Raw genomic sequence first — 13,370 nt, forward strand, 5'->3', positions numbered from 1 at the left:
TTCATCCCTGGGTCTGCTGGATGGCTTCTCGAAGCACCTGGCGGTCGTCGAAGGGACGGACCACCCCGGCGATGTCCTGGCCCTGCTCGTGGCCCTTGCCCGCGACGAGCACGGTGTCTCCGGGCCGTGCCCGGGCGACGGCCGCTGCGATCGCGGCCGCCCGGTCCTCGAAGACCTGGACCTCGCCGCGTTCGTGTGCTGGTACGGACGCCGCGCCCTCGAGCATGGTTGCAAGGATGGCGAGGGGGTCCTCGGAGCGGGGGTTGTCGGAGGTCAGTACGGCGGTGTCGGCGAGGCGGGCCGCGGCGGCGCCCATCGGGCCGCGCTTGGTCCTGTCCCGGTCGCCTCCGCAGCCGAGCACGACGTGCAGCCTGCCCTCGGTGACCTTGCGCAGGGCGCGCAGCACCGACTCGACGGCGTCGGTCTTGTGGGCGTAGTCCACGACCGCGAGGTAGGGCTGTCCGGCGTCCACGCGCTCCAGCCGCCCGGGCACGCCCGGCACCGCGGCGACGCCGTCGGCGGCGGCCTGCGGGTCCAGGCCCGCGGCGGCGAGGGCGACGATCGCGGCGAGGGTGTTGGCCACGTTGAAGGGGCCCGGGAGCGGCGCCTTGGCTTCGATGCGCTCGCCCTGGGGGCCGATCACGGTGAACGTGGAGTCGAGCCGGCCGATCACGACGTCCTCGGCCCGCCAGTCGGCGTCCGGGTGGCCCTCGGCGGAGTAGGTCACGACCGGGACGGTCGCCTCCACCGCGAGCCGGCGGCCGTACTCGTCGTCGACGTTGACCACGCCGAGTCTGCTGCGCCGCGGTGTGAACAGCTGCGCCTTCGCCTGGAAGTAGTCCTCCATGCCGGAGTGGAACTCCATGTGCTCCGGGCTGAGGTTGGTGAAGACGCCGATGTCGAAGACGCAGCCGTCGACCCGGCCGAGGACCAGGGCGTGGCTGGAGACCTCCATGGCGACCGCCTCGACCCCGCGCTCGCGCATCACCGCGAACAGGGCCTGCAGATCGGTGGCTTCGGGGGTGGTGCGCTCGGACTTGATGCGTTCGTCGCCGATGCGCGTCTCGACCGTGCCGATCAGGCCGGTGTTGTTCTTGGTCTTCAGACCGCCCTCGACGAGGTAGGCGGTGGTGGTCTTGCCGGAGGTGCCGGTGATGCCGATCTGCAGCAGGTCGCGGCCCGGGTGGCCGTAGATGGTGGCCGCCAGTTCGCCCATCCGCCCGCGCGGGTCGTCGACGACCAGGACCGGCAGGCCGGTGGCCGCCGCGCGCTCGGCGCCGGTCGGGTCCGTCAGCACCGCGACCGCGCCGAGGCCGGCGGCCTGGTTGGCGAAGTCCGCGCCGTGCAGACGGGCGCCCGGGAGGGCGGCGTACAGGTCCCCGGGGCGGACCGCGCGTGAGTCATGGGTGATGCCCGTGACCTCTGCGGCGCTCTCGGGCCTTGCGGCACCCAGCTGATCGGCGAGCTCCGCGAGGGGTGTGGCGGAGACCTGAACCGGTCGTGGCGGCCCCGGATATGTCACGGAAACGCCCTTCTGGGTGGTTTGGGACTGATCAGCGTGTGGCACGGCGGTGAGCGTACCGGGCGCACCCGCCCGGGAGCGAAGCGAGGGGCGGGGGGCGTCCGGCTTGCCGGAGTCGGGAGTGATCATGGTCACGGAGCGTTCCTGACTGGTTGCGCTGATCAGGGTGTGAAGGTGACGGGCAGGGCCGCGGGCTTCGCACCGGTGGGCGGGACCTGGAGGGTCTTCAGTGCGAACTCCATCACCTCCTTGAAGATGGGTCCGCAGATCTGACCGCCGAAGTAACTGCCCTTCGTCGCGTTCTGGATGGCGCAGTAGACGGTCACGCGCGGGTTGTCCGCCGGGGCGAAACCGGCGAACGAGGACGTGTATCCGCGGTACTTGCCGGTGGCCGGATCCACGCGGTTGGCCGTACCCGTCTTGCCCGCGACCCGGTAGCCGGGGATGCGCGCCCTGGTGCCGGTGCCCTCCTGGTCGTCCACGACCGACTCCAGCATCTGGGCGAGCGTCTTCGCCGTCTTCGCGCTGACGACCCTGGTCTTCTGGGGCTTGGCGGCCGACGTGAAGCGTCCGTCGGCCCCCTTGGCGCCGCGGACGAGGGTGGGCTCGACACGGACGCCGCCGTTGGCGATCGTCGAGTAGACGGACGCCGCCTGCATGGCGTTGAGGGAGACGCCCTGGCCGAAAGGAATCGTGTACTGCTGCGAGGTCGACCACTTGTCGGGCGGCGCGAGGATGCCCCTGGTCTCGCCCGGGAAGTCGAGTCCGCTGTAGCTGCCGATGCCGAACTTGCGCAGGTAGGAGTAGAGGACCTTGTTGGCCTGTGCCTGCGTTCTGCCGAGCTGGCCGGTGGCCAGGATGGTGCCGATGTTGCTGGACTTGGCGAGCACGCCGTTGAGGGTGAGGTCCCAGGTGGCGTGGTCGATGTCGTCCTTGAAGAGCCGGTCGCCGCGGTGCAGCCGGTTGGGCACCACGACATGCGTCAGCGGGGTGGCCACGTTCTCCTGCAGTACGGCGGCCATCGACATGATCTTGGCGGTGGAGCCGGGCTCGTAGGCGTCCTCGACGGCCCAGTTGTGCAGGGCGTTCGGGTCCGCCTTGGACAGGTCGTTGGGGTCGAAGCCGGGTGAGTTGGCCATGGCGAGGATCTCCCCGGTCCGGGTGTCCTGCACTATCACGTACCCGCGATCCGCCCCGGACTTCTTGACCTGCTCGCTGATCGCGTTCTGGGCGGCCCACTGGATGTCCCGGTCGATGGTGAGCTCGACGTCGCTGCCGGGCACCGCGGGCGTCTCGGTGGAGCCCGCGGTGGGGATCAGCCGGCCGCCGGACTGGGCGTAACGGATCTTGCCGGCCTTGCCGGCCAGTTGCTTGTTCAGCTCCTGCTCGACGCCTCCGCCGCCCTGGCCGGTGTCGTTGACCCAGCCCAGTATCCCGGCGGCGAGGTCGCCGTTGGGGTAGACGCGCTTGCTGCTGGGGTCGGCGAAGACGCCGGCCAGGACGTTGGCGGTGCGCGGGTCGGTCGCCGCCTTCTGGGTGAGCGCGTTCCTCAGGTCCTTGATCTGCGTCCAGACCTGCGGGGTCTGACGGCGCGCGAGCAGGACGTAGCGCAGCTTCTTGTTGGCCGGCCGCAGCTTCTTGACGAGGGTGGCCTGGTCCTGGCCGAGGATCGGCGCGAGCAGCGCGGCCGCCTGCTCCGGGCCGTCGTCGATCTTCAGCTGGGCGCGGGTGAACATCGTCGGGTCGGCCGTGAGGTCGTAGGCGTCCACGCTGGTCGCCAGGGTCACGCCGTTCCGGTCGGTGATCCCGCCGCGCTCGGCGGCCAGGGTGTGCACGACGTACCGGTTCTGCTCGGCCTTGGCGGCATACGTGCTCGCGTCGACGGCCTGGACCTGCAGCAGCCGCACGACGAACGCGATCAGCACCAGGGTCAGCGCCAGCGCGACCATGCGCAGCCGGGGGCGGGGGTTGCTGAGCTTGAGGAGGTTCGGCGCCGCGGGCCGGCGGGCCACCGGACGGGCGCCGGGCCCGGGCCGCCGCTGACCGGCGGCGGGGCGGGCGGGGCGCGCGGGTCCGGGCACGCGACGCCGCGGCGGTTCCCTGTCGGACACTTCCGTCACCTGCCGGGGGTCGTCGTCGGGGCGGGGGTACTGACTGCCGGGGTCTGATCGGCCGTGGGAGTTCCGTCGGCCGCCGGGGTCGCGACGGCCATGGGGGTCGCGTGGGCCGTGGGGGTCCCGTCGGCCGTGGGGGGCGCGGCCGGGTTGGTGCCGGGGCCGGGACGCCGCTGACCGGCGGGGCGCGCGGGGCCGGGCACACGTCGCCGCGGCGGTTCCCTGTCGGACACTTCCGTCACCTGCCGGGGGTCGTCGTCGGGGCGGGGGCGCTGACTGCCGGGGTCTGGCCGGCCGTGGGGGTCCCGTCGGTCGTGGGGGGTGCGGTCGGGTTGGGGACGGGGGCCGGGGTGGAGCCGATGGTCTCCGGTGGGAGGGCGAGCGGCAGTTGGGCGGAGGACTGCTCGGCGGCGGCCGAGGGGACGCCCTTCACGGTGCCGTTCGGGTTCAGGAAGGCGGGGTCACCGCCGGGGACCATGCCGAGCTCGCGGGCGCGGCGCTGGAGGGCCTCGGGGGCGGAGTAGGCGTCGATGTCCCGCTGGAGCGCCTGTTCCTCGTCGGTGAGGTTCTTGGTGTTCTTCTGTAGGTCGTCGAGCTTGAACGAGCCCTCGCTGAGTGCGGAGTTCAGCACCAGGAGCCCGATCAGGCCGCCGCCCAGGAGGAGCACGACGAGCAGGACGAAGGGGGTACGGGCCGCCTGTCCGCGGCTCGGCGCCCCGGGGAAGAGCCGGGCGAGACGGGCGGCCCGCCCCCTCAGTTCGGGTTTCCTACTCACACCGCCCCCAGCCCACCTGGTGAGTTCGGATCTCCAACCCGCTCACGCCCCTCACTCGATGTCCTCCCTGACGCGCTCGGCCCCGCGCAGTCGCGCCGGCGCCGCCCGCCGGTTCTCGGCGACCTCTTCCTCGGTGGGAAGTTCGGCACCACGCGTGAGCAGCTTGAGCCGGGGCTGGTACCGCTCGGGGACGACGGGCAGGCCGGGCGGCGCGGTGGTGGCGGCACCGGCCGCGAAGACCTGCTTGACCAGGCGGTCCTCGAGCGAGTGGTACGACAGCACGGCGATGCGTCCGCCGACGTCGAGCGCCTTGACCGCGGCCGGGATCGCCCGCTCCAGCACGGACAGCTCACCGTTGACCTCGATGCGCAGCGCCTGGAAGGTGCGCTTGGCCGGGTTGCCGCCGGTGCGCTTGGCGGCCTGCGGAAGCGCGTCCCGGATCAGTTCCACCAGACGGGCGCTGTTGTCGAACGGCTTCTTGTCGCGCTCGCGCACGATGGCGGCGACAATCCGCTTGGCCTGCTTCTCCTCGCCGTACGCGCGCAGGATGCGGACCAGTTCGCCGGCCGGGTAGGTGTTGAGGACCTCGGCGGCGCTGATGCCGGTCGTCTGGTCCATGCGCATGTCGAGCGGGGCGTCCTGGGCGTAGGCGAAGCCGCGGTCGGCCTCGTCGAGCTGCATGGAGGAGACGCCGAGGTCGAACAGCACGCCCTGCACACGCGCGATGCCGAGCCGTTCCAGTACGTCGGGCAGCTCGTCGTAGACGGCGTGCACCAGGGTGGCCCGCTCGCCGAACGGGGCGAGCCGCTCGCCGGACAGGCGCAGCGCCTCCTTGTCGCGGTCGAGGGCGATCAGCCGGGCCTCGGGGAAGCGCTCGAGCAGGGCCTCGCTGTGCCCGCCGAGCCCGAGGGTGCAGTCGACGACGACCGCCTGGGGCCGCTGAAGGGCGGGGGCCAACAGGTCCAGGCACCGCTGGAGCATCACCGGGACATGTCGACTGTTGCTCAAGGGGCCCTCTCAGGTCCGGCGCGGGCCGTACGCACCGCCGGGTCCCCGCGCACGTGGGGAGGCCGTCCTCGTGGGGGCCTCCGGTAAGTTCGTCCAGCAGGGAGGGCCTCGCCTCCCGCTTCGCGTCACTTTAGTCCACGGTGTCTCGCGGTCAATCAACCGGCCTGCGCGTGGCGGCCCGGCATGCGTGCCAAGCGGCAAACCAGGGAAAACCACCCTGACGGCCCAGCCCCCGCCACCTGTGTGGGTTACCTCACAAGAGGGACGTGATGACGCTCTTTTCCCGCTCTCACACCGAGACCGGAACGTCCGTGACCAGTACCGTTGTGACCATGACGACTTCTGCATCCGTAACCACCGAGTCCGAAGGCGCCATAAGCGGCGGCACGGTCACCGACCGCCTCGTCGAGGCGAACGAGCAGTACGCCGCCGAGTTCACCGACCCCGGGATGGACGCCCGCCCCGTGCTGCACGTCGCGGTGGTGGCCTGCATGGACGCCCGTATCGACCTGCACAAGGCGCTCGGCCTGCAGCTCGGCGACTGCCACACCATCCGCAACGCGGGCGGCGTGGTCACCGACGACGTGATCCGCTCGCTCACCATCAGCCAGCGCAAGCTCGGCACCCGCAGCATCGTTCTCATCCACCACACCGGCTGCGGTCTGGAGGCGATCACCGAGGACTTCCGCACCGAGCTGGAGATGGAGGTCGGCCAGCGCCCGGCGTGGGCGGTGGAGGCCTTCCGCGACGTGGACCAGGACGTGCGCCAGTCCATGCAGCGGGTGCGCACCTCGCCGTTCCTGCTGCACACCGACGACGTGCGCGGCTTCGTCTTCGACGTGCGGACGGGCCTGCTGCGCGAGATCGACCCGGCGTAACCGGTCACGGAGGCGTCGCCGGCCCACTCTTTTTCCTCTCGTTTTCCTCGGAACACGCGCATGCTTGAACCCCAAGCACCGTAAAACCCGACATATCGCGGCCACTTGTCCACAGTCGAGTGACACGAAACGGTAACGGCAGCAAGAATGCGGTTGTGGCGTCACGCGGAACTTTTCACGCGTGGTGTCCGTGTTCCAGGGGTGGGCCGGTCCGCATCGCAGAGCGACGGCCCGGAGAAAGAACGGGCCGAGGAGGGCCGGGTGACGACCTATGACGATCGAGCGAGCCTTACAGATCTGACTGCCACTGTGGAGCGGGTCCGCAGTTCGGTGGAGGGAGTGATCGAGGGCAAGCCCGAGGTCGTACGGCTTTCGCTGACCGTACTTCTCGCCGAGGGACATCTTCTGATCGAGGACGTGCCCGGCGTGGGAAAGACCATGCTCGCCAAGGCACTGGCGCGGTCCATCGACTGTTCCGTGCGGCGTATCCAGTTCACGCCCGACCTGCTGCCCTCGGACATCACGGGTGTGTCCATCTGGGACCAGCAGCGCCGGGACTTCGAGTTCAAGCCGGGCGCGATCTTCGCGCAGATCGTGATCGGCGACGAGATCAACCGCGCCTCGCCCAAGACCCAGTCGGCGCTGCTGGAGTCGATGGAGGAGCGCCAGGTCACCATCGACGGGCAGACCTATGAGCTGCCGAGCCCCTTCATGGTGGTGGCCACGCAGAACCCGGTGGAGATGGAGGGCACCTACCCGCTGCCCGAGGCGCAGCGCGACCGTTTCATGGCCCGGGTCTCGGTGGGTTACCCCAGCGTGGAGGCCGAGCTGCAGATGCTCGACGTGCACGGCGGCGTCTCCCCGCTGGAGGACCTGCAGCCGGTGGCGCACGCGCACGACATCGTGAAGCTGATCGAGGCCGTGCGCGGAGTCCATGTCGCCGAAACGGTCCGGCGGTACGCGGTGGACCTGGTCGCCGCCACCCGCACCCACCCCGACCTCAGACTCGGGGCCTCCCCGCGCGCGACGCTGCACCTGCTGCGCGCCGCGAAGGCGTCCGCGGCGCTCAGCGGCCGGGAGTACGCCCTGCCGGACGACGTGCAGGCGCTCGCCGTCGCCGTCCTCGCCCACCGTCTGCTGCCCACCGCGCAGGCCCAGCTCAACCGCCGCACCGCCGAGCAGGTCGTCCAGGAGATCCTGCAGCGCACGCCGGTGCCCGCGGCGCCCACGCAGCCCAGTGGCTTCGGCGGCCTCGGCCACGGCACGCCGGCGTACGGCCAGCAACCGCCGCGGAGGCTGTGATGACCTTCGGAGGGACCGGGCACACGGAGGCCGACCGGGGCGAGAAGGGCGGCCTCCGTACCGCCCTGGCGGGCCTGACCACCCGCGGCCGGTCCTTCCTCGCGGCGGGCATCGCCGCCGCCATCTGTGCCTATGTGCTCGGCCAGAGCGATCTGCTGCGGGTCGGCCTGCTGCTCGCCGCGCTCCCCCTCGTCTGCGCCGCGTTCCTGTACCGCACGCGCTACCGGGTGGCCGGCAGCCGCCGGCTCTCCCCCGCGCGCGTGCCCGCCAGCAGCGAGGCCCGTGTCCATCTGCGGATGGACAACGTCTCCCGGCTGCCCACGGGCCTGCTGATGCTCCAGGACCGGGTGCCCTACGTCCTCGGGCCCCGGCCCCGCTTCGTGCTGGACCGGGTCGAGCCGGGCGGACGCCGTGAGGTCTCCTACCGCGTCCGCTCCGACCTGCGCGGCCGCTATCCGCTGGGCCCGCTCCAGCTGCGCCTGACCGACCCGTTCGGCATGTGCGAGCTGACCCGCTCCTTCTCCTCGTACGACACCCTGACGGTGATCCCGCGCGTGGAGCCGCTGCCGCCGGTACGCCTGAGCGGCGAGGCCAAGGGCTACGGCGAGGGGCGGCAGCGCTCGCTCGCCCTGGCCGGCGAGGACGACGTCATCCCGCGCGGCTACCGCTATGGCGACGACCTGCGCCGCGTCCACTGGCGCTCCACCGCCCGCTACGGCGAGCTGATGGTGCGCCGCGAGGAGCAGCCCCAGCGCGCCCGGTGCACGGTACTGCTGGACACCCGGGGCATCGCCTTCGCGGGCGCGGGCCCCGACTCGGCCTTCGAGTGGGCGGTCTCGGGCGCCGCGTCCGTCCTGGTGCACATGCTCGAACGGGGCTTCTCGGTGCGGCTGCTGACGGACACCGGCAACTCGGTGCCGGGCGAGGGCGCCGAGGGGTTCGCCGGCGCGAGCCAGGAGACGGCCGACTCGGCGGGGCTGATGATGGACACCCTCGCGGTGGTCGACCACTCCGACGGCGCGGGCCTGTCCCGCGCGTACGACGTGCTGCGGGGCGGGAACGAGGGGCTGCTGGTGGCCTTCTTCGGCGACCTCGACCAGGAGCAGACGGCGATCGCCGCCAAGATGCGCCAGCGCAGCGGGGGCGCGCTCGCCTTCCTGCTGGACAGCGAGGCGTGGGTGCGGGAACCGAGCGATGTGCCGGGGCCGTTGGACCGGCGTGCGGAGCGGCTGCGGATGCTGCGGGAGGCGGGCTGGACCGCCCTGAGCGTGCCGCGGGGCGTCTCGCTGGGCGAGCTGTGGCGGCAGGCGGACCGTGAGCGCACGGGCCTGGCCGCGGCGGGCGGCCCGAGCGGTGAGGGGGCGGGTTCATGAGCGGGCGGACACGGCTGGCGCTGTGCGCCTGGGCGGCCACCCTGCTGGCCTCCTTCGCCCTGCAGCCACTGGTCTCGCCGGCCACCTGGATCCTGCAGGCGGCCGTCATGCTGGGCGTCCAGTCGGGCGTGGGCGCGGCGACCCGCCGGGTGCCGCTGGCCCGGCCGCTGACGGTGGCGGCCCAGGCCCTGGTCACGCTGCTGATGCTGACCCTGGTCTTCGCGCGGCAGCAGGCCTTCCTCGGGATCGTGCCCGGCCCCGAGGCCTTCCGGCACTTCTCCGACCTGCTGCGGCAGGGGGGCGACGACATCGCGCGGTACGCGATACCGGCGCCGCTGGAGTCGGACGGCATCCGGCTGATGCTGCTGGGCGGGGTCATGATCGTCGGACTCGCGGTGGACACCCTCGCGGTGACCTACCGCAGCGCGGCCCCGGCCGGACTGCCGCTGCTGGCGCTGTACTCGGTGGCCGCGGGGCTGTACGAGGGGCATGCGGAATGGGCACGGTTCCTGGTCGCGGCGGCCGGCTATCTGATGCTGCTGCTGGCCGAGGGCCGGGACCGGCTCTCCCAGTGGGGGCGCGTGTTCGGCGGAGCGCCACGGACTCCGGGCGGGGAGCTGGGCGCGGTCGCGCCGGTCCGTACCGGGCGCCGCATCGGCGTGCTCGCGCTGGGCATCGCGCTGGTGGTGCCGGTCGCGCTGCCCTCGATGAGCGGCGGGCTGCTGGACGGCGCGGGGACCGGTGTGGGCGTGGGCAACGGCGGCGGGGGCACGATCTCCGCGGTCAACCCGCTGGTCTCGCTGCGCGACAGCCTGAACGTGGACGAGGACCGCCAGGTCCTGTCCCTGAGGACCAGCAGCAACGACCTCTCGGACATGTATCTGCGGATCGTGTCCCTGGACGACTTCGACGGCAGCACCTGGAAGCCCTCCAAGCGGCACATCACCTCCGTGCCGGGCAAGTTCCCGACCCCGACCGGCCTCGCGCCGGACGTCAAGCGCACGGAGATCGACACCCGGATCTCGGCCGCCGACTGGTACGCGCAGGACTGGCTGCCGATGCCCTACCCGCCCAGCGGCGTGGACATCGACGGCAACTGGCGCTACGAACCGGTGGGCATGACCCTGGTCGGCGACCACGGGGAGTCCACGCGCGGCAAGACGTACCTGGTCAAGAGCCTGGACGTGCAGCCGACGGCGGAGCAGCTCGCGAACGCCCCGGAGGCGCCCGCGGCGATCAGGCGTGACTACACCAAGGTGCCGAACTCGGTGCCCTCGGTGGTGGCGAGGACCGCCCGGCAGGTCACCGCCGGCACGACCAACCACTACGAGCAGGCCGTCAAGCTCCAGGACTGGTTCACCGTCGACGGCGGGTTCCAGTACAGCACGCAGGTGCAGGTCGGCACCGGTCCCGACGCGATCGCCAAGTTCCTGAAGGACAAGGAGGGCTTCTGCGTCCACTTCTCCTTCGCGATGGCGACGATGGCCCGCATCCTCGGCATACCCGCGCGGGTCGCGGTGGGCTTCGCCCCCGGTTCCCCGCAGTCGGACCAGTCGGTGTCGGTCGGTCTGAAGGACGCCCACGCCTGGCCCGAGCTGTACTTCGAGGGCGTGGGCTGGACGCGCTTCGAGCCGACCCCGAGCCGGGGTGTCACTCCCCCGTACACGCAGTCGGACACGCCGGGCAACAGCCTGCCCGACGTCGTGCAGCCCTCGCAGTCGGCGAGATCGTCCGCGTCGGCGGCGCCGTCGTCGAACGCCAGCTGCTCGGTGCAGGAGAAGAAGCTCCAGGACTGCGGCGTCGCGGCTCCGCTGGACACCGCCAAGCCGGGCATCGAGGGGCACCCCTGGTACTGGTACGCCGGCTGGGGGGTCCTCGCCCTCCTCGTGTTCGCCGTACCGCTGCTGCCCATGCTCTGGCGGCTGCGACGGCGCTCGGCACGGCTGGCCTCGGCCCAGCACGCGTCCTCCGGCGGCGGGGACCCGGCCGGAGCGGCGGCGCTGGAGGTCGAGGCGGACGCCCGTCACGCCGCGCAGGTGGCGAGCGGGCATGTGCTGGCCGTCTGGCGTGAGCTGACGGACACGGCCTGGGACTACGGCATCGTGCCGGACGACGCGCTGACCCCGAGGAAGGCCGCCGCGCGGATCGTGCGGCTCGGGGTGCTGGATCCGGCGACGGCCGAGCGGGTCCACCGGGTGGCGGGAGCCGTGGAGCAGGTGCTGTACGCGCCCCGGCCGCAGGCGGTACCGGGGCTGGCGGACGACGTCCGCGCGCTGCGGTCGGCCCTGCGCTCCCGGGCGAACCGGACCACCCGGGTCCGTGCGGTGATCGCCCCGCGTTCGGCCGTCCGCGCCCTGTGGGACCTTTCGGACCGCTGGACGGCCGTCAAGGCCCGCATGGCCGACCGCTGGGCCACGCTGATCCGCCGCCCGTCGGGCCGGCCGGGCCGGCAGAGCGGCTGACCTCCCGCCCGCCGCGCACACCGTGATCGGCCCCGGCTCGGAACGTCCGAGCCGGGGCCGACTGCTGCTCCCCGGCCCTCCGGAGACGCCGCTCAAGGGCCTGCCGGTCAGCCGCACTGCCGGTTCAGCCGCACTGCCGGTTCAGCCGCATCAACCACTCACTGCAGCCGGCACTCACTGGAGCCGGCCGGTCGCTCAGCCGCTCAGCGGAGTCGGCGCCCGGGGTTGAGCCCCCCGCGCGGGCATGCCTGAGGGGTGACCACCAGTGGTGGTCACCCCTCGGAGTCGTCGGGAGCGCTACTGGCCCTGCTCGTCGCGGCGGCGCTGCCAGCGCTGTTCGATCCGGTCCATCATCGAGCGCTTCTGCCGGGCCTGACGGCGTGCCTGTGGGGCGCCGGCGGGCTGTTCGCCCGGCTTGGGCGCCTTGCGCCAGCCGGTCACGGCGAGGACCGCGCAGCCCAGCATGACGAGGAAGCCCACCACGCTCAGCCAGACCTGCTTGGCGACCATTCCAGCCATGAGGAGCGCGATACCCACGAGGAAGCCCGCGACCGCCTGGTAGACCCGCCGCCGGGTGTACGTACGCAGCCCGCTTCCCTCGAGCGCCGACGCGAACTTGGGATCTTCGGCGTACAGCGCTCGCTCCATCTGCTCGAGCATGCGCTGCTCGTGCTCAGAGAGCGGCACGGAGTCCTCCTCATCGTGCAGTCGCCGGGGCGACCCGGGGGGTCCCTTCAGGATAGGCAGGGAATCGCCCCCGTGAAACCCGCCCCTCTGCGCCAATTGGCCAACCGGATTCCGCCATCGACGTCCCGGCTCGCTGAATCTTCCATTCCCCAGCGGCCGACCCGTCATGCCGGGTGATCTCCTTCGATCATACGGCGCCAAGCCCCCGTTCGGGGGGCCTGTGGCGTACTCCATGCGCACTCGCGCCGCTGATCAGCGGCGCGGCACAGGGGTCACTCAGGCCTCGGTGGCCTCCGGGGTCTCCCCGAGCACATGAAGCTGGGTGGCCACCGAGTGGAAGGCGGGGAGCTCGGCGGCCGCCTCCTCCAGCTTCAGCAGCGCCTCCATCGCGCCGGGCTCGGTGTCCACGAGCACGCCCGGGACCAGGTCGGCGAAGACCCGCACGCCGTGCACGGCACCGATCCGCAGGCCCGCGCCCTCGACGAGCGCGGTGAGCTGCTCGGCGGTGAAGCGGCGCGGCACGGGGTCCCCGGCGCCCCAGCGGCCGTTCGGGTCGTCGAGCGCCTGGCGGGCCTCCTTGAAGTGCCCGGCGAGCGCCCGGGCGAGCACGGCGCCGCCGAGACCGGCGGCGAGCAGGCTGAGGACGCCCTCGGTGCGCAGGGCGGCCACGGCGTTGCGCAGGCCCTCGGCCGGGTCGTCGACGTACTCCAGGACTCCGTGGCACAGCACGACGTCGTACCCGCCGCGCTCGACCACGTCGAAGAGGCCGTGGGCGTCGCCCTGGACGCCCCGGACGCGGTCGGCGACGCCCGCCTCGGCGGTCCGGCGTTCGAGTGCGAACAGGGCGTTGGGGCTGGGGTCGACGACGGTGACGTGGTGGCCGAGGCGGGCGAGGGGCACCGCGAAGTTGCCGCTGCCGCCTCCGGTGTCGAGGACGTCCAGCGCCTGCCGTCCCGTGGCCTTGACACGGCGGTCGAGGGCGTCCTGGAGCACCTCCCAGACCACGGCGGTACGGAGGGAGGCGCGGGGTCGCAGCGGGTCCGACACGGCAGTTGACTCCTCGGCGCGGCACCGCCTGTTGCACGGCGGAGCGAACGGGCTGCCTCCCGGCCCGGCGTACGGAGGGAAGGCTTCAGGCGCCCTCCACCCTATTGCCTCGACCGTCCCGCCAGGCCACCTCGGCACCCCGCCCCGCACAACGTCTCGCCCGCTGGACTCCCGGCCGTCCCCCGGCCCCCGAGACGCCCAC

General features: G+C 72.4%; 10 protein-coding genes. 4 read left to right on the forward strand and 6 right to left on the reverse strand.

Annotated elements, in window-relative coordinates; genetic code table 11:
• Position 1: 1 nt before the first annotated feature.
• The 4 genes from ACWCQ1_RS06825 to rsmH all read right to left on the reverse strand — a co-directional run bounded on the left by ACWCQ1_RS06825 (position 2) and on the right by rsmH (position 5,419).
• Positions 2-1,522 (reverse strand): UDP-N-acetylmuramoyl-L-alanyl-D-glutamate--2,6-diaminopimelate ligase, encoded by a 1,521-nt coding sequence (locus ACWCQ1_RS06825; RefSeq protein WP_133043090.1) that lies wholly within the window; start codon positions 1,520-1,522, stop codon positions 2-4.
• A 161-nt stretch (positions 1,523-1,683) separates the two neighbouring features.
• Positions 1,684-3,633, reverse strand: a complete 1,950-nt coding sequence (locus ACWCQ1_RS06830) for a peptidoglycan D,D-transpeptidase FtsI family protein (protein ID WP_451025998.1) — start codon at positions 3,631-3,633, stop codon at positions 1,684-1,686.
• A gap of 241 nt (positions 3,634-3,874) precedes the next feature.
• Positions 3,875-4,411, reverse strand: a complete 537-nt coding sequence (locus ACWCQ1_RS06835) for a septum formation initiator family protein (RefSeq protein WP_358595207.1) — start codon at positions 4,409-4,411, stop codon at positions 3,875-3,877.
• A 51-nt stretch (positions 4,412-4,462) separates the two neighbouring features.
• Entirely contained in the window at positions 4,463-5,419 is a 957-nt protein-coding gene (gene rsmH / locus ACWCQ1_RS06840; protein ID WP_358595210.1) for a 16S rRNA (cytosine(1402)-N(4))-methyltransferase RsmH, read from the reverse strand.
• Between the two features lie 269 nt (positions 5,420-5,688).
• Here rsmH and ACWCQ1_RS06845 point away from each other — a divergent pair, with 269 nt between their 5' ends.
• The 4 genes from ACWCQ1_RS06845 to ACWCQ1_RS06860 all read left to right on the forward strand — a co-directional run bounded on the left by ACWCQ1_RS06845 (position 5,689) and on the right by ACWCQ1_RS06860 (position 11,434).
• The gene (locus ACWCQ1_RS06845) at positions 5,689-6,297 is read left to right on the forward strand and encodes a beta-class carbonic anhydrase (RefSeq protein ID WP_133042853.1); all 609 of its coding nucleotides are present in this window, start codon (positions 5,689-5,691) and stop codon (positions 6,295-6,297) included.
• 261 nt (positions 6,298-6,558) lie between these two features.
• The gene (locus tag ACWCQ1_RS06850; protein ID WP_133042854.1) at positions 6,559-7,599 is read left to right on the forward strand and encodes an AAA family ATPase; all 1,041 of its coding nucleotides are present in this window, start codon (positions 6,559-6,561) and stop codon (positions 7,597-7,599) included.
• Positions 7,599-8,972 carry a DUF58 domain-containing protein gene (locus ACWCQ1_RS06855; protein WP_451025999.1) on the forward strand — a complete coding sequence of 458 codons (1,374 nt, stop codon included), beginning with the start codon at positions 7,599-7,601 and terminating at the stop codon, positions 8,970-8,972. The genes ACWCQ1_RS06850 and ACWCQ1_RS06855 overlap by 1 nt, the downstream gene beginning before the upstream one ends.
• Complete coding sequence (locus ACWCQ1_RS06860; RefSeq protein WP_451026000.1) at positions 8,969-11,434, forward strand: transglutaminase TgpA family protein; 2,466 nt, start codon at positions 8,969-8,971, stop codon at positions 11,432-11,434. The genes ACWCQ1_RS06855 and ACWCQ1_RS06860 overlap by 4 nt, the downstream gene beginning before the upstream one ends.
• A 297-nt stretch (positions 11,435-11,731) precedes the next feature.
• Here ACWCQ1_RS06860 and ACWCQ1_RS06865 read toward each other — a convergent pair whose 3' ends face one another.
• Both ACWCQ1_RS06865 and ACWCQ1_RS06870 read right to left on the reverse strand, forming a co-directional pair.
• On the reverse strand, positions 11,732-12,121 hold the full coding sequence (locus ACWCQ1_RS06865; protein WP_133042857.1) for a DUF3040 domain-containing protein: 390 nt from the start codon (positions 12,119-12,121) through the stop codon (positions 11,732-11,734).
• Between the two features lie 276 nt (positions 12,122-12,397).
• Positions 12,398-13,168, reverse strand: coding sequence for a methyltransferase (locus ACWCQ1_RS06870; protein ID WP_208784646.1), 771 nt, complete (start codon positions 13,166-13,168; stop codon positions 12,398-12,400).
• Between the last annotated feature and the right edge of the window lie 202 nt (positions 13,169-13,370).

Source organism: Streptomyces sp. NPDC002144, from assembly GCF_053593695.1.